Here is a 19750-nt window from a genome sequence, read left to right on the forward strand (position 1 = left end):
TCCGCTTGAAAAAGGAAAAGTCCGGTTCAGCCAAAGAAGGCGTATGGGTTTGCATGGTCATGGGTTATCACTGCCTCACCTTAATAGAGTTACTCACATCATAATCATAACGCCATGCTTCTTCGTTGAGTAGCTTTGTTTTCGATATCCAAAATCTGGAACAACTGTGGGGCAAGCTTAGACATCAGCGACTCTTAGCCCGCTCAACAAGGGAAAAATACGCTCCGTTTGGGCTGTAAGAGGCGCTAATGTCCGTTAGAATTCCAGCTGGGCTTTTGGGGGGGCGCTAAGGAGCGTTGGTGTCCGTTACAGTTACTGGCTTCCCATTCGCGTCCGCTACCCCTCTTATACCTGACAGCATTGGGGATGAGAGAGGTTGGACCAACTCTTTAAATGCGGATGCTATCGCTCTTCCTCCCACACACCATTCCCTTTCAGTTACAAGGCGCAGTACACGCCGTTCTCAAACGGATAGCCGGCAGGCGTCTTTTTCCTGACTGAAAGGGCTAGTGAGGACAACGAAAACTTGGAGTTCTTTACAAATTTCATGATTCGAATATTTTTATAGCAGAAATACTTCCATTTGTTTTAAAGTCATTGGAGTAGGACAATACTGCTGTCGCAGTAATCTTTCCGCCCGGTCCCGTTATAGTTACGGTTGGATTTGAAGTATACCCTGCTCCGGGGTTCGTAATGGTTACACCCGTCACTACGCCATTTGTAACCGTTGCAGTTGCTGTGGCCTGCGTGCTTGACCATACCTCTCCCTTGCTTCCGTTATAGCGGTAATAGTTGGACACCTCATCCAAGCGTTCATTTGTAACCCCATAGGGAACTAGGACTTTCAGAAGGGCTGCTTTATTGGTTTGAGCTTCTTCGGCAGTTGGCCCTCTTTCCAGGCCTGCGGGAGTGACTCCCCGAAACGCTTCTCTAAAAATCTCCGTGGGAACCTCGAGAGCAGCAGCAATGAGCACAACCGGCCTGCCTTTATCCTGCGGATCAGTATCAAACCCACCTGATATCACGACTGAAAACGGGGATTTTTCAGAACTGCTGCTGTTTATGGTGCTAACAGATTTACCTGCACTTGCGGGAGGAACTGCAGCCTGTTTCGCTTGGGATCGAGCAGGATCCCGCTTTACACATGGTGCTGATGTTTCCATACCGCCATGCTGGGACCGATTCACTTCTGAAGCCCCTGCATAAACATAGGGAAATACGGTGACCATTCCAACAATTGCCAAAGATAGTGCGCTAACGAGTCCTATGCTTACCATTGTTTTTCTCATTTTATTAGCTCCTCTATATCATGAATTTGCTTTCAACAACTTCAGTATAGAGGCTCAATATGTCAACCATATGTTCAAATATGTTCAAAAATAAAATAATCTCAGACTTACACCAGCGCGCCAAGCACCTTGCCTATACTGTCATTAATCAGAAAATCCGCCCTCGCATCAAACGGTGTAGGCATTTTATTAATCAAGATCAGCTTACCGCCCGCGTATTCCCTAACAAGACCTGCCGCTGGATTAACCGTGAGCGAAGTCCCCCCGACGATTAATATGTCCGCATTCGCTATACATTCTCTGGCCCGAAATAATAATTCCATGTCCAGACCCTCCTCGTAAAGGACAACATCCGGTTTCACGACACTATCACACACATCACATCTCGGAACCAGATTCTTTATGTTCAAAATATAAGAAAGATCAAAAAATTTATTACATTTCATACAGTAGTTCCGATGAACAGAACCATGCAGCTCCATAACATTGCGGTTCCCGGCCATCTGATGCAAGCCATCGATATTTTGAGTGATGACTGCTTTTAATCTTCCATCCCGTTCCAGAGACGATAAAGCCAAATGTGCTTGATTCGGTACTGCGTCTTTGTAAATCATTTTACTTTTATAGAAATCGTAGAAATCTTCCGTATGCTTCATGAAAAAACTATGGCTCAGAACCTCTTCCGGTGTATAAGCCGATTCATTTTTCGCCTGATACAGCCCCGCGGCAGATCTGAAGTCCGGAATATTACTTTCCGTCGAGACACCCGCTCCCCCGAAAAAAACAATATTGGAGCTGGTAGCGACCATTTGTTTGAGCTCTGCAAAATTCATTGTTCACCAATCCTTTCATCAAGTCTTCAGGCATGCATGAATGCTAATTACTCTTCATCCAGCTTCCATTCGTCAGGAGGTATATAATAAGCATCATATTCCCGTTTGGCTTCCTTACTCAATCCATAGTACCACTCTGCTAAATGCATCACATAGTTTTCTCCTGCACTCATTCGCCAAAACATACTATAAGGATGATGCTCAGAATAGACGATCCATTGCGGCAAAAAGAACACTGGCGAGTAACCTTCCAAATCATTTCTAATTTGCATCAAAATGAGTCCTAGTTTATTTGCTCCAGTCCCATCCCCATTGTCGCCCCAGAAGGCGTCGTTCTTTGTATGTTCAATTAGTAAGCAATCGCCAGTTGATAAAAGTATATCTCTCACTGTTTGATGCTGCTCAATTTTTGACATGACCGCTTCCTGCATGATGCCGACTTTGACATTCTCCCAATCTTCCCGCAGGGGTCTTGTCCGGTCTCGCCCCATTTTTGCCGCTTCCATCGGTGTGGGAGCTAGCCGCAGCTGTTCCTCATGCTCTGTCCCTGCAAACTTCATCGCCTGAAAATAATGCTCAGATGTCGGCCAAACTTTATCCTGAATTTCTATGGGATACTTGGCAAAATTAGAAAAACAACCATATGGCTTGTTCGTTTCATAGAACTTAATAACCTTTTGCTCTGAATTCATATGAAGCTCTTGTTCTTGGTCCATTTGCTGCCTCCTCTTATATTATCTACCTCACTTGCGCTTTTACTTCTTTGGAAACTGCCTCTTTCAATCTCTTACAACCTCTTACTAGATATCGTACCACATATTGGGATTGACGTATTGACAACCTATTACGCGGTGGGTTTTCGCTTGCTACGAAATTTACGACGAATCCAACGGTAGAGCTTACGTTTACGGACATGAGATCCGCTATTTTACCATTTATCACTTTTTCGCGAGGGTTACGGACATACGTTCCGCTATTTGCCCTAAATTCATGATTTGGGAGTGGTTTGAGCATCAATAAAGGCTTTCATGTCCGTAAGCACCGCAAAAACTCCTTGAATCGCTAAAATAACGGATCTGAGGTCCGTAAAGGTCCGCGGGTGCAGGAGCTGGAGACGAAGAGCCCGCGCAACTGAGAGGATCTGCTACTTTAACGACTTTAACGACTTTAACGATGTTTTTCATCGTTAAAACATCAGTTTTCCTCTCCACATCCTTGCTTTAATGATGAAAAACATCGTTAAAATCCCTTTTAACCTCCCTTTTGATGGGCAGCGTCCTCTTTTAACGATGAAAAACATCGTTAACGTGACGGCTTGAGATCGAACACTTGTTTTAACGATGAAAAGCATCGTTAAGTGGAGCACGCTCATTTCGGCGGAGGGCGGACTGCTACTAACTCTCATCCCCCCACAGTACAAAGTACCAAACGCATCATGCTCAAACAGACTGCCAGCAGAAGTTGCTTTTCTGAGGGAAAGGGATAGTGGTGATAGGGTAATCTGAGCTCTAGTAAAACCATAAATAAAAGACTGCACAAGCTCATCACTTGTACAGCCTATTTAACCCTATTCATTCCTGTTCATTCCCGTTAATTCCTATTTGTTTCCACTCAATTCTCAATATACCTGGATATTTCACTATCACAGCTAGCGCATTTTCCCTCAAGAATAATACCATGCTTGTCCAATTCTACGGAGTAATCCTTTATAGTTGCTTCATCCGAGCATTTCCAGCACCAGGCATTTTTGGTATACTCCCGCCGTGTATTTTCAGGTATCGCGAGCCATTTCTTCATTGCAGCCATAGAGATGGCCCCGGTATTTCCTTCTTGTTTACCTGCATTTTTCTTTTCTTTCGAGCTCTTTTCTTTCCTTTCGTTCTTCTCGTTCTTCTCGTTCTTTTCTATATTCTCTACGTTCTTCTTGTTCTTTCCTATGTCCTCTACGTTCTTTTCGTTCTTTCCGATGTCCTCTACGTTCTTTTCATCCGTTACCATACTCTCTTGATTCCCTGCTGTACTCTTTTCCAGACTCAATCCATCTAACGCGTCCTTCATGATTTCTCTGGAGTACTTCGACAGCTTCAAAAATACATATCTGTTCAGAAACCGATTGATTTGGTAAATCCCTGACTCATCGACCTCTGTCATATCTTCCATTCTATGCTGTGCGTACATGATGACTTCATTAATCTGGCTCAGGATACTTCTATCACTCGTTGGTGAGTAGTGGATGTCTCCGAAACTTTGTAAATATTGATCAATCTGTACCTGGTCCATTCCATCTGCAAGCAGATTTTTGGATAAATGTTCTGCTACTAATGCATTAAAACGTTTAAAATCCTTCTGTACCAGCCCAAAAATCATAAAGTTATAACTGGTTTCGTTATTCATAAGCAATACGCATTTGCGCCGTTTAGACACAAAATAATGAGCATGCCAGCCATATAAAGGTCTGAATGCATCCGGCTTATCAGCTAGGGGAGCTTTAAGCTCCGCTGCCAGTTTTTTAGTGAGCTGCAAAACAATCATTGTTGATCCTTTCCCTTTCAGTTTTCAAATTTTAAATTTTCAAATCCTAAATCAGCTTGTGTCTATACCATTTATCCCCTTTGAATCGCCATCCAAAGATCAATCCGCGCACGCCCCATTCAGCAACCATTGCCAGCCATACACCCATAATACCGAATTGGAGAGTAATTCCTAAAATATAGCCTAGGATCACCCGCAATAACCACATAGTCAGCAAGGAAGTGATTGAAGTGAATTTGGAATCTCCCGCCGCGCGTAGTGCCGATGGCATAACAAAGCTTAATGACCACAAAAAAGGTTGAGCAATCACAATTAATAAAGTAAGTGCGAATATTGTAGGAATAATTTCTTCCGGTGGAGAGAACATTTTCACAATTAACGGGAAGAATGGCATGATGATGATCGACACAAGCACGAAGATCACCGTGGAAAGTCCCATAAAAGATTTAATAAACTTCCTTGCATCCTGAATGTTCCTTCGTCCGACACACTGACCGACAACCGTTACAACAGCTATGCTGAGTGCAGTGCCGCCGATTTGAAATAACATCGAGATGGAGCCGCTGATCGCATTCACCGTGATCGCCAAAGTCCCTAATTGTACAATAAATGTCTGCGTTAATAGCTTGCCTCCATTGAAAAACATCTGTTCTGCAGCAAACGGAATTCCGATGAACATTATTTTTCTTAGAATCGAAATATTGAGCGTCAATGCATCTCTTATTTTGAAACGCAGCGTTTGATTATACTTTAACAAATAGATGATCGAGATTAGCATTCCCAATATTCTTGCCAGAATCATAGATATAACCAGCCCTATGACACCCATATCAAAAACCGTGATTAACACTATATTTAAACCTAAGTAAGTTAAATTCATAATTAAGGATAAGCCCAGGCATGCTTTCGTCTCCCCAACACCTCTCAACACACCAGTCACTGCTTGATAGATCGCAATAAAAGGGTAAGAGATACAACTGCCAATCAGGAAAATCTTCGCATTGTGGAATACTTCAGCTTCAGCATCTCCAAATAGCAAGTTTAAAGTAGGGGTATGGAAAAAGATAACGAACGCACTGATCAGTACCGACAATACCGCCACTGCAGATATGGCCTGCGAAGCAGCTTTGGATACCATCTCTTGATTTCCACTACCTTTATACTGCGCTACAATGACTGTACCACCTGTCGCCACAGCGACAAACACATTAATCAAGAAAAGATTCAGCGAATCTACCATACTCACCGCACTGATAGCTGCAACTCCAGAGGAGCTTATCAATGCAGTATTCAGCAAACTCATCAAAATAATAAAAGCTTGATCCACAAATATCGGAACAATAATAGCGATAATTTGTTTGTAATCGATCGATTCCCCTGTAAAATATTTGTTCATCAAAAAAACTGTTTTTTGTTTTATATTCATTGGTATTCTTCTCACTGCCATCATCACTTCTTTAGCTGAATTCTGTCAAGAGGTATCACTGATATTCAGAGCTTTCGGCGCCTATTGCAATTTGTGAACATTATTTGACATGTACTTAGATCATCTCATACTTCGCGAGGATTTGCCATGTTTCGACAGCAGGAATTGTTTGGACACACATGAAGCCTTACACCGAAACCCCCTCTATTGAATTGGCATAATTGATATGTCATAAATGTCATATAGGAAGTGTTCTACATTTATTTGAGAATTCCTTTCAAATCAGCTTTTTTACAGAATGTTCCCCTATACCGCTACTTATATAAAATGGGCTGTCCTCAGGTCTACTTGACCTTTTGGGACAACCCATTTTGACAAAAATTTAACCCATTCTATCCTGCTTAAGCATCTGCTCAAGCATTTACTTAGACCCGCCTGCACCAACTTCCAATGTTAAGGTCCAGCTATTTGTACCATATTCAGGGACAATCGTGCATTGCTCTGCCCTGTAAGCTTCATTAAGATTGTCCAAATATCCTGCAGCTGGCTCCAATGCCACGTGATATTCATTGCCCCAACCGCCCCCGTTAATCCAGATGCCCAGATAAGGGAGCTGTGCGGGATCGAATATCAGTTTAAAAGAGTCACCACTAGTTTCATCTATAATACGGCAGAATCCTTCGTCAAGCGGCGCAGCTGCATAGAGCTTTTCGGCAATGCCGCTATTCCGTTCCGGTATTTGGTTCAAGCGCCGCGGACTTCCATTGCTATCGATCGTTGCTGGCCAACAATGCTCAGTCCCCCTTGCTCCCAACCGCTCTTCCGCAGAAAAGGCGACGACAACCCGCTCTACCGATTCCGGCAGCTCAATTCGCATAAGTGGTCCAGCTGCAACGATCGGATGCGGCGCCCATATATAGGGCAATGGATGCTCTCCCAAATTTGCTAATCTATATTCGAACACTATACGGCTGCCTATCAACTGCATCTTTTTATTTAATAGGTAGGGCAGCGTCTCTCCTTTCGTCTCCCATTCCACTGTCATCTCATCCACTATGCTGTAATCCCAGCTTTTGCTCCATAATTCCCCATGATCAGTAACCTTCTTCCCTGACCACGGTTGTGCAGGATAGAAGCATTCATCAATGGAGGGGAATAACTCATCCCAACCACAGCGGTCCCAGGCCCCCCATTCGCTACCCGGAACAGGCAATTGAAATATTCTTGCTGGAGGCTGATCCATCCATTCCCTTCCGGTACGCTTGTCATAGATCGACGCTATTTTGCTTCCTAAATCGGGAAGTATAATTAGCTTGAGGACTTCATTCTCCCATTGGATAGCTTCTAACCCTTCCCACTCCCTAGTGATGATCATTCTGATCCTCCTATAGTTCCGCTAGATTCTGGACTTGAACCCTCCTCCATGAACCTGCTATTTATCCATTTCAAGTTAACCGGTGATTGCGGTCTATTGCCGCTCAATACGCGAACGACTTCCTCACCAGCCATCTGCTGCAATCGGGGAAGAGACTCCTCAGAGTAATAAGCACAGTGAGGTGTCACGATAGCGCCAGCAGCATGAACCAACGGATGATCGCCTTTAGGAGGTTCTTCTTCCAATACATCCAGAGCTATTCCACCAATCGTATCGGCATCCAACGCGTGGCGAACAGCCTGGGCATCTACTAATGAACCCCTTGCCGTATTCACTATAATTACATCCGGCTTCATTCGGGCAAGACTATCAGCGTTAATCAGATGATAGGTCTCTGGCGTTGAGGGAACATGCAGAGAGATCATATCCGATCTTTCCCACAGCTCCTCTAAAGAAACCAAATGAATATTCAAATGCAGAGCCTGACTGGCAGACATGTAGGGATCGTAACCGATGATGTTCATTCCGAACGCTCTCGCCCTTGCTGCAACCAATTGTGCAATATAGCCACAACCAGCTAACCCCAATGTTTTGCCCGCCAAGGAAACTATGGGTCGGTGCTGCAGGAAACGCCACTCCCCAGCCTGAACATCGTTTGCCATCGGAATAAGCCTGCGAGCGGCAGCGAGCAGCAGACACAGGGTATGTTCCGCCACCTCTTCTCCGCAATAACGTGGGACGTTACAAACATAGATCCCTTTCTTTCCCGCAGCTTGCAGGTCCACGTTGTCGAAACCTATTCCGTATCGAAGAATAATGCGGCAATGATCCAACTGCTCAATCATCTGCGAATCCACTTTCGAGTATTGCACGAACAGAGCAACCCCATCCTTGACTTGTTCAATCCACTCTTCGGATTCTAAGCTGTTAATCTCAATCAGGGAAACACCTAAAGCTGACAGCAAGCTTCTTTCTATATTTAAATTAGGAAAATCGTGGGTAAGTGCGTAAGCTCTCAATTCCATCACTCCATGTTAATAATTTATAGTGTATTTTTACTATCCGGAATTTCGTACAACTGTTAACAGTATGTATAAAAAGAAAGCCTCCTTACTTGGAGACTGCCTGGCGAATTCTGTTCACCTGTTCCAGCATAATCGTTTTGGCTTCTTTGAAATGTTCCTCCAAGAGCTGGATGAATACATCAATCTTTTTTTCCTGCAAGGCTTGTGCCATTTTCCGGTGAACGTCTACAATGGAAGAACTTCGATCCTTTCCTTGGTTGGTCACTTCCAGAAAGGAACTTAAAATATCTTTCAGTCCTAACCAGGAATGCAGCAGCGATTTATTCTCGGACAAACTGACGAGCGCTTCATGGTAAGCCATATCCAGTGCAGAGAACTCCTCGGAGCTAATAAAGTTAAAGTTATTTTCCATGGGCCAAATAGCATCCTGCAGTGATTCCAGCATATGGGTCTGGCAGCCACGTTGCTGCCAGATGGCAATCGCGTGTGATTCCAGCAACAAGCGCATATCGTAGAGGTCCGATATATCCTCCGAGGTGAACCCGCGGACAACCACCCGGCGGTTCGCCATTCTCTGTACGAACCCTTCGCGAATCAAAATTTGCAAGGCATCCCGTATCGGACCTCTGCTTACGCCGAATTGTTCGGCAAGATCCGGCTCCTTGAGGTGCAGACTCGGCCCCAATTGGCCTAGCAAAATCATTTTTCTCAGCTTTTTAACGACGATCTCGCTCAAATTATTATTTTGAATCTTATCCAACTCTTGTTCCCACCACCAATCAAAGAGATAAACCGTAAACAAGACTACCGACAAAAACTGTTAACAGTTTTATCTTATCTTATTTCAGAGTAAAAATCTACATGATACAGATTAAATGATAGTGACCAACAAATCTTTAACGGCGGACGTTGCCGCTCTTCCACCCACAGCCCCTCCCTCTTTCAGCTACAATCGCACAAAACGTACGAACACCTAGCTCAAACGGACTGCCAGCAAGGGCTCTTCTCTGGATCGGAGGAGATTTCCCCGCGTGCCAAAGCCGCTGGGACTGAAGAACGCGCACAGCTGAGAAGGATCTGCTACTTTAACGATGTTTTTCATCGTTAAAAGCACTGGCTCCGCTCCACATCCTTACTTTAACGATGAAAAACATCGCTAAGTGGAGTACACGCTCTTTTTGGGGTCTTCATCTAGAATACAATAAATCTATCTGTCAAAAGATGACGTGTTTTCACTTTTTTAAGCATTTTTCGACTTCTGGCCAGTAAATAATCTTTATAATCTGCGGGGAAAACAAACCCTATTCCGGAAGTGATGCTAAAGGGGTGGGAAACGCATAACGAACGCCGCCCCGCCACCAGGCTCGTTATGGGCCGAAATACGGCCATGGCACCGCTCGACGATGGCGCGGGAAATCGCCAGGCCTAGCCCCGTCTCTCCGTTCTTTCCTTTCGCAAACCGCTGGAAAAGCTGGGATAATAACGGTTCGGGGATCCCCTCTCCGTCGTCGGAGATTTCGATGTTGATTCCTTCATTGTCAGCAGAAGTTTGGATGCGAATCGTTTCTTTGGCATATCGGGCTGCGTTGCCCAGGATGTTGATTAGCGCTTGCAGTACTTTCTCACGGTCGGCATAGATCGAACACGCTTGGTCACTATCGAATCCGTTCATCTCGACCCGCAAGCCATTATTGACGAGCAGCGGATTGATTCGTTCAAGCGTCTCCTTGATTAATTCCTGTATCGGGACATGATCCATATGGAATATGCCCTCTTCGCTTTCCAGCTTGGCGAGAAGAATCATTTCCGTGACGATTTTTTTCAATCGTTCGCATTCCTTGACGATGACATTTAGACCTTTATTGGCTTGCTCCCCCGTAAAGATACCGTCCTTGATGCCCTCGGCGTATCCCTGGATGGACATAAGCGGCGTCTTCAACTCGTGCGAGGCGTTCTGGAAAAATTGCTTCTGCGTGCGCTGATATTTATCCAATTCGCCAGCGAGATCGTAGACAGCCTTCGCTACTTCTCCGATCTCGCCTCCCGATTCGACCAACCGGACTTCAGAGAAACGGCGTGTTTCCACCTTATTTAGTTCCTTCTTCAGATCCCAGAGAGGCTTGACGAGTCTTCTTGTGATGAGCATGCTCAGCAGGAAAGCGACGATCCCGCCGACGGACAGGATGATGATCAGCCGTTCAAACAAGGCGAGCTGCATCGCTTTGATCTTGCTCAGGGGAGTCGCCAGCACCGCCGTGATATCCCGCCTCTCTAGTTCACTGCCTTGATTTGCCGTTAACGTTTCGACGATATATTGATCGTCTTTTCCTATCCAGATTCCTCCTGATTCTGGGATGTCCAGCTTCGATAATTCCATCAGCTCTTCTGCCGCTTCGCTGGGCAGAGTACTATAGACCATATTCTCCCCGGGCACGAACAGTACCGCGTCCGTGTTCCCGGCAAGAGGTGCCGACTTGACAAATGTCTCCGCATCCATATTTTGCAGCGGCATCATCGGTGAGACTGAACTTATATTCATGAGCAAGCTGGCTTGATCCCGCAGCTCTTTCCGCTGGCTGTCGACCAACGTGTCGAGCAGCAGCGGATATATCAAAGCGGCGGTAATCGCCAGAATACATAGCAGCAGCAAGGCAAATGAAAGATGTAGCCGATAAATCATTCTCATTTTATTGCCCCGTCCTTTCTGTCCGCAGCCGATAACCATGCCCCCATACGGTATCTACCGGAAGCTCCTTCATTTTTCTACGCAGCCGCTTCACCAGATCGTCGATCGCCCGGTCGCTGCCGTAATAATCGCCTCCCCAAATCAGCGTCAACAGCTCGTCCCGAGTGAACGCCCGATTCGGCTGCTCGGACAAAGTCTGCAGCAATTTAAATTCCTTCAGCGTCATTTCGACTTCTTCCCCACGCCAGAAAATGCGCCGTTCCTCCAGGACGAGCCGCAGTTCGCCAACGTCGATCGCCGTATGTCCGGTCTGCGAAGGGACAGGGATCTCCTGGGCTTGGCGAATCGAGCTGAGCCGGTGGAACAAGCGGTTCACGCGCGCGACCAATTCTCTCGGACTGAACGGCTTTGTCAAGTAATCGTCGCCGCCGAGCTCGAGCCCGAGGATGCGATCGACTTCTTCATCGCGCGCCGAGATCATGACGATCGGAACCTCCGCTTCTTTACGGATTTGCTTGCACAGCTCGAAGCCGCTCATCCCCGGAAGCATGATGTCTAGAATCCACATATCGGGCGGATCACTCTTCCACAGCTCCCACGCGGCTTCAGCCGTCGATAAAGTAATCGTACGATATCCTTCTTTATGCAAATAAGCCTCTACGATTTCCCGGATCTGGGCATCGTCATCGACTACGGCGATTTGATAGGACTTCATGGGGCAACCTCCTAACGTTTTCGAGAACCATTTTACCATAAAAGCCCCGGCAGCAGCCCAATTCCACACTTTTTCCACACCGTTTTCAAATTTACTCCCCGGATTGGCATGTACACTAATAGACGTAAACCTGTTTCACACAGATCGTTTACAGGCTCCCGATTGGAGGTTTCTTCATGAAATTGCATCGTCTGGCCCGCAGGGAGTTTCTGGTCGCCCTCGGTTTTCTAGCTCCGAGCCTGGCCGGCTTTTCTATCTTCTATCTCATCCCGTTCGGCCAGAGTATCCTGAACTCGTTCCAGGATCGGCTTGGAGGAAGCTTCACACTATCCAATTACAAGGAACTGCTGCTCAGTTCCTCGTTTCAGAAAGCGGCGTCCAACACGTTCCTGTTCACAGCGACTAGCGTTCCGATCCTCGTCACCGTATCGCTCTTGCTGGCCCTGCTCTTGAATCAGCGGGTATTCTTCCGGAACTGGCTTCGTACCGCTTATGTACTGCCACTTGTTGTACCGGTCGCTTCGATCGTGCTGGTCTGGCAAATCTTGTTCGATTGGAACGGCGTATTAAACGCTGGTTTGGAGCATTTCGGCTTTGGCCGCCACGACTGGATGAAATCCGATTGGGCCGGCTTTGTAATCGTGCTGGTCTATGTATGGAAGAACATCGGATACAACGTCATTCTGTTCCTGGCCGGCTTGCAGAACATTCCGGATCAATATTATGAAATTGCCGATTTGGAAGGGGCAGGCTCCGTTCGCAAGCTGTTCGGAATTACACTGACATATTTGACGCCAACGACGTTTCTGGTCGTGCTCATGTCCGTGCTGAATTCGTTCAAGGTGTTCAGAGAAACGTATCTCGTAGCCGGCGCTTACCCGCACGACCGCATCTATATGATGCAGCATTACATGAACAATATGTTTCTGTCCCTCGATATCCAGAAAGTTTCGTCCGCGGCGGTGTTGATGGCGCTTTGCATTATGGTTCTCGTATTCGTCCTGTTCCGCACAGAGCGAATTTTCCGCTCTTATATGGAGTAAGTGCAAGATAACCCCACAAAGTGAGGCTTTTGCTTCGAAGCGTATTCAGGTACTTTGCGGGGGCCCCGGAAAGAAAGAGGTGAATGACATGATGAAGAAATGGGTCGCACCGCTGCTGCGCTCGTTGTTGCTGATCGCCATCGCCGTCCTGCTGCTGATGCCCGTCGTCTTGAACGTCGTCAGTTCCTTTATGACAGAACGGGAAATTCTGGCGAATTATGGCATGCTGGGCAAAATCGACACGAATGTATTTGTCAACCTGAAATGGATTCCCGACTGGGTATCGTTCCAGCAATATGACAAAGTATTGGTCGTGACGCCGAAGTTTCTGTACCTGTTCTGGAATTCCGTAAAGCTGGTGGCTCCCATCATCGTCGGACAAGCGTCGGTGGCAACGCTCGCCGCTTTCGCGTTCGGAAAGCTCAACTTTCCAGGAAGAGATGGATTGTTCTTCATTTATTTGATGACGATGCTGATGCCGTTCCAGGTGACGCTAGTGCCCAATTATTTGATGGCCGATCGGCTGGGCCTCCTGAACCATCCCAGCTCCATCATATTGCCCGGCGTGTTTGGCGCCTTCGGCGTGTTTCTGCTGCGGCAATTCATGCTCCACATCCATTCGGCTTTTATCGAAGCGGCCAAAATAGACGGGGCAGGATACTTGCGCATATTCGTATCGGTTGCGCTGCCTATGGTGAAGCCGGGCATCGCCGCACTCGTCGTGCTCCTGTTCGTGGACTATTGGAATATGGTCGAGCAGCCGCTTATTTTTCTGCAGGACGCCGCGATGCAGCCGCTTTCTGTCTTCCTCTCCCGTATCCAGGAAGATGCGCTCGGCGTCTCGTTTGCCATTTCAGTTGTGTATATGATGCCCATGGTGCTCCTGTTTTTAAGTGCCGAACGTTATTTTATCGAAGGAATCCAGCTTTCCGGCGTGAAAGGCTGAGCGAAAGGAGATTGGCAACATGGTAATGCGAAAACAACGGATTGCCGGCGCTGCATTGGTTGGGTTCCTCCTCGTATTGGCGGGGTTGACATTGTTCAGCCAAACGCTACAAACCGCATTGCTGCCCAAAGTGGCGACAGCGAAGCCCGAGATAAAAACGTTGACCCATCGAATCGAAGGCAGCGGTCTGATTACGCCACGCCGGCAAAGCGAGTTAAACAGCGATAGCGGCTGGAAGGTTGCTACGGTGCATGTCAGCAATGACGAACAAGTCAAGAAAGGTCAGGTGCTCGTTACGTTCGACGTAACGGAGGCGCAGCAGCAGCTTCTGGATGCGGAAGATGAGCTGAAGAAAAGGAATTTGAACCGGGAGGTGCTGCAAGAACAGTTCGTGGCTGCCCAGCGAACTGGGGACGAGGAGGTGATTCGCAAAGCGAAACGCGACTTGGAAGTGGATGAGCTGGACCGGGGCATAGCGACGCGGAGAATCGAAGCACTGCGCAAAGATCTGGCACGAAAACGCACGTTGACAGCACCAGCGGACGGCAAAGTGGCGAATCTTCAAGCCCGGGAAGGCGTGAGCGTTTCCCAAGGGCAGCCGGTATTGACGCTTGTGGAAGACGGGGAGGGGTTCCAATTCTCCTTCACCTTGGATAAAGCTTTCGCCGATCTGATGAGCAAGGGCGAGAAAGTATCAGTTAACGTGAGTGGGGATAAGCCGCGGCAGATCGAAGGAGCAGTCGCCGAAATCAAGGACGCTTCCCCGGGAAGCGGAGGCGGGTCCGCAGGCAAGCCGGGCGTTGATAACGGCAATCCGGACGGAGACGCCAAGTCTCAAAAAGCGATCGTCGTCAACGTGTTGGCGGACGGCCTCCAAGGTGGGGAGTCAGCCAGCATTAGCTTGCAGAAGCCATTCAAAGAGCAAGGGTTTGTCATCAGCAAAAAGTGGCTCAAAAAAGACGGAACCGGAAGCTACGTATTTGTTGTCCGCGAGAATCGAAGCTCACTTGGCAACACGTATACGGTCCAGAAAGCTTACGTGAAGACAGGCGAGGGCAACGACGAGGAGATCGTCGTGCTTGGGGGTGTTTACCTCGAAGAAGAAATTATTACGGAGTCGAGCGAACCTCTACAGGAAGGCAATCGGGTTCGATTAAATTGAGAGGATGATTCATATGAAAAAATTAGGGTTACTTGTTACACTGACCATCGTTCTGCTGTTATCCGCCTGTTCTGGCAACGGGGGAGACGCCGCTCCCAAGGGCGAGACGGAGGGCGGTAAGAAAACTGTCGTGATATCTGTTATGAGGAAAGATCGTTTCTTGGAATCCGCTGCGCGGACATTTGAGGAACAGCATCAGAATATTCATATCGAAGTGAAGGAATACAAAGCATCGGAGTCAAGCGGAGATGGCGGCATGAACATGGAGGCCATCTCGCTGGCAGACGTGGAAAAGTACGTGCAATCGGTGACGACGCAGGTCATTTCCGGCAAGGGGTCCGACCTTATTCTGATGAGCGAGTTGCCCCAAGACAAATTCGTCGCCAAAAAACTGCTGGTCAACTTGAAGGATCTATTGTCCAAAGACAGCTCGATCGATCAAAGCGCGCTATACACCAATATTTTGAAAGCATCCCAAGACGGGGATGGCCTATATGCCATTCCGCTCTCCTTTTCGGTAGCCATGTTTCAGGGAAATACCGGGCTGCTGAAGAAGGCGAATATTTCAGTCGATAGTAATGAACCTTGGAGCTGGATCCAATTTAAGGAAGTTGCCAAAAAATTGAAGCAGCAAGGTGATGCCGAAAAATTTATTAACATGGATCCAACATCGCTGCTCTTCGATTATGTCGAAGACAATTACACCCAGCTCGTCGGGCAGGGCAAGCCGAACTTCGACTCGGATTTATTCCGTAATATGATGAATGAAATCAAGTCGATGTATGACGAGGGTCTGCTCAGCGATGGAATGTCGTTCGACAGCTACCAAGCAGCATTTCAATCGGCGGACATTTACAGTCCCGAACAGGCACTGACGGTTCAGAAGGGTATGGATTATTACCAGAAGCCAAGCGCGAGCGGAGAAAAGAATGGTGCACCGTTCAAGGCCGCTTACAGTTTGGGCATCAACAGCAAATCCGAAGTTCAGCAGGAAGCATGGGAATTCATCAAGTTTCTGCTTTCCGATAAAATGCAAGCTTCTCCGAATCTCATGGGAATACCGATGAATAAAGACATCACCAATAAAAGATTACAGGATACTTTGCAAAAGATTGAGAATGGAACGCTGGAAACGATGATGCCAAAAGAGATGCTGCCGGATGGCGAAACGGTGAAAAAACGGATTGAAGAGGTAGAGAAGCAGATTTCGGAGGCAGGTTTTCGAAGATTCAGCGATATGAAGGTGCTGATGATCGCTATGGAGGAGTTCAACAGCTTCATGAGCGGGCAGAAATCTGCGGAAGAAGTCAGTAAGCTTATCCAGAACCGGGTGAAGACGTATTTAAATGAATAACGGAAAAGAGCAGCAGGGTAGATCGAAAGTCGAATCGTTCCAAATTTTGTATGCCCGATATTTCAAGCAAGTTTACTATTCTGCCTTTTCTATCACCAAGGACCGTGAGCTTGCACATGACGTGGTTCAAGAAACATTCTTGAAGGCGTATCGACACTTCGACTCGTTGAAGCAGCATGACCAAAAAGAAGCATGGCTCAAGGTGGTTTCCCGCAATGTGGCGATTGACATGTATCGCAAGAGGTGCCGGGAATTGAGCAGCTATCGTGCGTTGCGGGACGCCGACAGGAGCGAAACTGACGTTGAACGGACAATTGTCGACCAGGAGTTCCTTAGTGGGTTGCTCTCTTCCCTAGAGCCTATCTACCGCCAGTCGCTGCTGCTCGTCTACGAATATGGCTTGACGTATGAACAGCTCGCTGATTGTCAGCAGACATCAATTGGCGCCGTGAAGTCAAGAATCCATCGGGCCAAACAGAAGTTGCGCGGCGCTGCTTTGCAAATGGAAACCAATGTGGGAGTGCCAGCACATTTTATTTTGCGGCAAAAATAAGCCAATTGAGGAAGATTGGAAAGGCTGCCGGACTCGTAGAGACAAGCGGTCCGGCAAAAGCGGTCCGGCAGCTGCGTACGCATACTTCGAGGCTTTCCGCTGGCTTGTTCTCTAAACCCAAGTAATCACATGCTTCAATCCTAATTTGCTCAGCTGAGCGTTTGCATAGGGAAGCATTATTCCCAGCCAAACGCTCAACAGGGCAACAAGATCTCAATTTTCGTACCTTGCCACACTTTGGAATGCACCTGGATTTCTCCACCGTGAGCCTCCACGATGGTTTTGGCAATGCTCATCCCGAGCCCGGAGCCATCCGTCGATTCTTCAGTATTCGTTCCCCTGTAGTAGCGATTGAACAAATGATGCAGCGTTTCCTCGTCCATCCCCTTACCATTATCAATTACTCGTATGCATGCCTTGTTGTTCACCCTGCCGATAGAGACGGTGACGACTACGCCCGGCGGGTTATGCTTTACGGCATTGGACAACAGATTGTCCATCAGCCGCTGCAGCCAGGTTTCATCGGCCTGTACCAGCAGAGGTTGCTCCTCCCCGACGTAATGAAACTGGTACTCAGACATCGTGGCGTCGTTGACATACTTCAGCACGGAGCAGCGTACCAGTTCAACCAGGTCCGTCTCGCGAAGCTCCATGATCGAATCGCCCTGCTTGAGCTGATGAATCAATGAGAAGTCAGAGATCAACTCCAACATATAATCCCCTTTTTCCCGGATCGTCGCTCCCATGATCCGCACCTCCTCTTGGCTCCATTGCTCCGGCAAGCTCTCCAGCATATACCCATAACCTTGAATCGTGGCCAGAGGCGTTCGCAGATCGTGGGAAATCCCTGACATCCACTCCGCTTGCGCCTTCTCCAATTTCTCCCGCTCCTTCTCGGTTTGAGCCAGTTGATGGGCCATCTGATAGAAGGATTCAATCACTTCCTTATAGAGCCTGTAACGGATTCGCATCGTGCCGTTGCGGCGGAATACCTTGCGCTTGTCCTTGGCGGTAAGCACTTCGTTGTATTGCCCCATGCGCATGCGTTCGAACCAGCCTGCGAACAGAATCAGCGGCTGACCGTAGCGGTAGCCATGCCAGATAGAGACTGGAACTGCCAAGAACAGGATTAGACCTGCAAACCACATGAGTCCACGCGTTGCCGTATCCAGCACAGGATGCTTCAGAGGACCTCCTTCTGCATTGGGTGTGTAGAGGATCCAGGTCATCCCGCTAGGTTTGTCCCGATGGGCAACAATATTCGTGTCATAATTGCTGGGTGATTGCTGAATGGCCAAGATATCCAGTGGACGATACGCCCGCTGCACGTATGTTTCAGCACCGATGCCTTGTAAGGTATCTCCGCTGGGAGCGATCACCTGCAGATAGCTGCCGGTTTCGCGCAGCTGCTGTTCCAAGTGGGGAACCGCTTCGCTCCGCACCATCCCCTGCTGCCCGTAAGCTTGGAACCAGGCCACGAGCTGATCAAGGTCAGAATTTTGGTAGCCTAGCATGTACAGAAGCGGCTCGTTGAAAGCAAAATTCAGATGAGTATGAACGGCATACATCCCAAGTGTCCGTGTTTCTTGAATATCGAGCATCTCAGCAATGGAGTAAGAGGCCGACAGCGCATGATGCGGAGTTGTATTGACGGAGTAAATCACCTCTCCTTCGGCACTCACAACCTGCAGCCACATCCCTTTCTCCCCGATGAGCTTCTCCCACTCGGGGGAGATCTGAAGCGTCCCGTCCTTGGTATAAGCTTCTTGAGCGATTAGTTGCAAAGCTCCAACCGGAAAGTTTCGGCGTATCTCATTATTCGTCATGTTCTGGAAGAACATGATGCAGGCAACTAGAGTGATGGCCAGAATAAAAAGAGCATAAAAGATCAATTGATACGTGAAATGGAAGGACATTCGCTGTTGTATCCTCATCGTTCCTGCGACTCCTTCACCAGCTTATAGCCGAGCCCGCGTACGGTAACCAGCAGCTTCGGATTGCCGGGATCGATCTCGATCCGCTCTCGTATGCGCCGGATATGCACCATCACGGTTGAGTCATCACCCTGCCCGTTGATCCCCCAAACCTTGTCATAGAGCTGTGTTTTGGAAAATACGATCCCGGGAAACTTACAGAAGTGCAGCAGCAGCTGGAAAACCTGCGCGGCGCAAGGAACTGGCTGCCCCTCGACGATCAGCTCCCCCTCCGCCTCGTTGACGATGAAGCGGCCGAAGCGGTAAACCCCCTGATTGGGCCGCTTTACCGGACTAGCTGTGAGAGCTTCCGTCTCCAAACGGCGTATGCGCGCCTGAATTCTTGCTGCCACCTCCAGAGGATTGAATGGCTTCGTAATATAATCGTCCCCGCCCATGGCGAAGCCTTTTAGCACATCAAGATCGGAAGCCTTTGCCGTTAGAAAGAAAATATGCGGATTTCCGTATTCGCGGAGCTTGGAGCAGAGCTCTAGTCCGCTGCCGTCTGGAAGCATAATATCGAGTAGAATGATATCGGGGACTATGCGCACCGCTAAGTCGAGTGCTTCTGCACAGGTGGAAGCAGCGTACAACTGATGAAACCCTTCCCTGCGCAGCACCATTTGCAGCATCGTGACAATCGAAGGCTCGTCGTCGACGATTGCGATTTTAATATCGGATAGACTTGTCATCGTTTTCACCCTTTTCCATAGTAGCATACTCACTTTAACAGAACCTAAACGGCGGGAACAAAATTAAGCTGCTGTTCATCGATTCGTTTAGGCTCCGTTTCAATGCGGCTGGTAGCATAGGAAATGAGCATCCTATTCGAACATCC

18 protein-coding genes are annotated in these 19750 nt (G+C 47.9%); 5 read left to right on the forward strand and 13 right to left on the reverse strand.

Annotated elements, in window-relative coordinates; translation table 11 throughout:
• Window positions 1–545 precede the first annotated feature (545 nt).
• The 11 genes from J2Z66_RS35370 to J2Z66_RS35415 all read right to left on the reverse strand — a co-directional run bounded on the left by J2Z66_RS35370 (window position 546) and on the right by J2Z66_RS35415 (window position 11881).
• Entirely contained in the window at window positions 546–1289 is a 744-nt protein-coding gene (locus J2Z66_RS35370) for a hypothetical protein (RefSeq protein WP_209977502.1), read from the reverse strand.
• Window positions 1290–1396: 107 nt separating this feature from the next.
• Window positions 1397–2122, reverse strand: a complete 726-nt coding sequence (locus J2Z66_RS35375) for an NAD-dependent protein deacylase (protein WP_209977503.1) — start codon at window positions 2120–2122, stop codon at window positions 1397–1399.
• Between the two features lie 47 nt (window positions 2123–2169).
• Window positions 2170–2838 (reverse strand): riboflavin biosynthesis intermediates N-glycosidase, encoded by a 669-nt coding sequence (gene ybiA / locus J2Z66_RS35380; protein ID WP_209977504.1) that lies wholly within the window; start codon window positions 2836–2838, stop codon window positions 2170–2172.
• Window positions 2839–3733: 895 nt separating this feature from the next.
• A complete protein-coding gene (locus J2Z66_RS35385) occupies window positions 3734–4654 on the reverse strand; it encodes a DUF6933 domain-containing protein (RefSeq protein ID WP_209977505.1) in 921 nt (306 codons plus the stop codon).
• A gap of 46 nt (window positions 4655–4700) precedes the next feature.
• Window positions 4701–6080, reverse strand: a complete 1380-nt coding sequence (locus J2Z66_RS35390; RefSeq protein ID WP_245376092.1) for an MATE family efflux transporter — start codon at window positions 6078–6080, stop codon at window positions 4701–4703.
• A gap of 421 nt (window positions 6081–6501) precedes the next feature.
• Entirely contained in the window at window positions 6502–7455 is a 954-nt protein-coding gene (locus tag J2Z66_RS35395) for a DUF5107 domain-containing protein (RefSeq protein WP_209977507.1), read from the reverse strand.
• Window positions 7452–8474 carry a C-terminal binding protein gene (locus J2Z66_RS35400; RefSeq protein ID WP_209977508.1) on the reverse strand — a complete coding sequence of 341 codons (1023 nt, stop codon included), beginning with the start codon at window positions 8472–8474 and terminating at the stop codon, window positions 7452–7454. The genes J2Z66_RS35395 and J2Z66_RS35400 overlap by 4 nt, the downstream gene beginning before the upstream one ends.
• A 91-nt stretch (window positions 8475–8565) precedes the next feature.
• Complete coding sequence (locus tag J2Z66_RS35405; protein ID WP_209977509.1) at window positions 8566–9240, reverse strand: GntR family transcriptional regulator; 675 nt, start codon at window positions 9238–9240, stop codon at window positions 8566–8568.
• A gap of 431 nt (window positions 9241–9671) precedes the next feature.
• Window positions 9672–9869 (reverse strand): DUF7986 domain-containing protein, encoded by a 198-nt coding sequence (locus J2Z66_RS44370; protein ID WP_512699959.1) that lies wholly within the window; start codon window positions 9867–9869, stop codon window positions 9672–9674.
• Window positions 9799–11166, reverse strand: a complete 1368-nt coding sequence (locus J2Z66_RS35410) for a sensor histidine kinase (RefSeq protein ID WP_209977510.1) — start codon at window positions 11164–11166, stop codon at window positions 9799–9801. The genes J2Z66_RS44370 and J2Z66_RS35410 overlap by 71 nt, the downstream gene beginning before the upstream one ends.
• Before the next feature lies 1 nt (window position 11167).
• Entirely contained in the window at window positions 11168–11881 is a 714-nt protein-coding gene (locus J2Z66_RS35415; RefSeq protein WP_209977511.1) for a response regulator transcription factor, read from the reverse strand.
• A gap of 176 nt (window positions 11882–12057) precedes the next feature.
• On the opposite strand from J2Z66_RS35415, the gene J2Z66_RS35420 reads away from it, so the two are divergent.
• From J2Z66_RS35420 to J2Z66_RS35440, 5 genes are all read left to right on the forward strand, one after another.
• Window positions 12058–12924, forward strand: a complete 867-nt coding sequence (locus tag J2Z66_RS35420) for a carbohydrate ABC transporter permease (RefSeq protein ID WP_209977512.1) — start codon at window positions 12058–12060, stop codon at window positions 12922–12924.
• An 88-nt stretch (window positions 12925–13012) separates the two neighbouring features.
• The gene (locus J2Z66_RS35425) at window positions 13013–13870 is read left to right on the forward strand and encodes a carbohydrate ABC transporter permease (RefSeq protein ID WP_209977513.1); all 858 of its coding nucleotides are present in this window, start codon (window positions 13013–13015) and stop codon (window positions 13868–13870) included.
• Between the two features lie 19 nt (window positions 13871–13889).
• A complete protein-coding gene (locus J2Z66_RS35430) occupies window positions 13890–15032 on the forward strand; it encodes an efflux RND transporter periplasmic adaptor subunit (RefSeq protein ID WP_209977514.1) in 1143 nt (380 codons plus the stop codon).
• A gap of 13 nt (window positions 15033–15045) precedes the next feature.
• Window positions 15046–16386, forward strand: a complete 1341-nt coding sequence (locus J2Z66_RS35435) for an ABC transporter substrate-binding protein (protein WP_209977515.1) — start codon at window positions 15046–15048, stop codon at window positions 16384–16386.
• Entirely contained in the window at window positions 16379–16939 is a 561-nt protein-coding gene (locus J2Z66_RS35440; protein ID WP_209977517.1) for an RNA polymerase sigma factor, read from the forward strand. Before J2Z66_RS35435 ends, J2Z66_RS35440 begins: the two co-directional genes overlap by 8 nt.
• Window positions 16940–17133: 194 nt before the next feature.
• Here J2Z66_RS35440 and J2Z66_RS35445 read toward each other — a convergent pair whose 3' ends face one another.
• Complete coding sequence (locus J2Z66_RS35445) at window positions 17134–18873, reverse strand: HAMP domain-containing sensor histidine kinase (protein WP_209977520.1); 1740 nt, start codon at window positions 18871–18873, stop codon at window positions 17134–17136.
• A complete protein-coding gene (locus J2Z66_RS35450; protein ID WP_209977522.1) occupies window positions 18870–19604 on the reverse strand; it encodes a response regulator transcription factor in 735 nt (244 codons plus the stop codon). The genes J2Z66_RS35445 and J2Z66_RS35450 overlap by 4 nt, the downstream gene beginning before the upstream one ends.
• Window positions 19605–19750 lie beyond the last annotated feature (146 nt).

The organism is Paenibacillus eucommiae, assembly GCF_017874215.1.
In the GTDB taxonomy this organism is placed as follows: domain Bacteria; phylum Bacillota; class Bacilli; order Paenibacillales; family NBRC-103111; genus Paenibacillus_AI; species Paenibacillus_AI eucommiae.

Coding starts and splice junctions, on each gene's coding strand:
- J2Z66_RS35370 (WP_209977502.1), bottom strand. CDS start 1,289: ATGAGAAAAACAATGGTAAGCATAGGACTCGTTAGCGCACTATCTTTG.
- J2Z66_RS35375 (WP_209977503.1), bottom strand. CDS start 2,122: ATGAATTTTGCAGAGCTCAAACAAATGGTCGCTACCAGCTCCAATATT.
- ybiA (WP_209977504.1), bottom strand. CDS start 2,838: ATGGACCAAGAACAAGAGCTTCATATGAATTCAGAGCAAAAGGTTATT.
- J2Z66_RS35385 (WP_209977505.1), bottom strand. CDS start 4,654: ATGATTGTTTTGCAGCTCACTAAAAAACTGGCAGCGGAGCTTAAAGCT.
- J2Z66_RS35390 (WP_245376092.1), bottom strand. CDS start 6,080: ATGAATATAAAACAAAAAACAGTTTTTTTGATGAACAAATATTTTACA.
- J2Z66_RS35395 (WP_209977507.1), bottom strand. CDS start 7,455: ATGATCATCACTAGGGAGTGGGAAGGGTTAGAAGCTATCCAATGGGAG.
- J2Z66_RS44370 (WP_512699959.1), bottom strand. CDS start 9,869: ATGGCCGTATTTCGGCCCATAACGAGCCTGGTGGCGGGGCGGCGTTCG.
- J2Z66_RS35410 (WP_209977510.1), bottom strand. CDS start 11,166: ATGAGAATGATTTATCGGCTACATCTTTCATTTGCCTTGCTGCTGCTA.
- J2Z66_RS35415 (WP_209977511.1), bottom strand. CDS start 11,881: ATGAAGTCCTATCAAATCGCCGTAGTCGATGACGATGCCCAGATCCGG.
- J2Z66_RS35420 (WP_209977512.1), top strand. CDS start 12,058: ATGAAATTGCATCGTCTGGCCCGCAGGGAGTTTCTGGTCGCCCTCGGT.
- J2Z66_RS35425 (WP_209977513.1), top strand. CDS start 13,013: ATGATGAAGAAATGGGTCGCACCGCTGCTGCGCTCGTTGTTGCTGATC.
- J2Z66_RS35430 (WP_209977514.1), top strand. CDS start 13,890: ATGGTAATGCGAAAACAACGGATTGCCGGCGCTGCATTGGTTGGGTTC.
- J2Z66_RS35435 (WP_209977515.1), top strand. CDS start 15,046: ATGAAAAAATTAGGGTTACTTGTTACACTGACCATCGTTCTGCTGTTA.
- J2Z66_RS35440 (WP_209977517.1), top strand. CDS start 16,379: ATGAATAACGGAAAAGAGCAGCAGGGTAGATCGAAAGTCGAATCGTTC.
- J2Z66_RS35445 (WP_209977520.1), bottom strand. CDS start 18,873: ATGAGGATACAACAGCGAATGTCCTTCCATTTCACGTATCAATTGATC.
- J2Z66_RS35450 (WP_209977522.1), bottom strand. CDS start 19,604: ATGACAAGTCTATCCGATATTAAAATCGCAATCGTCGACGACGAGCCT.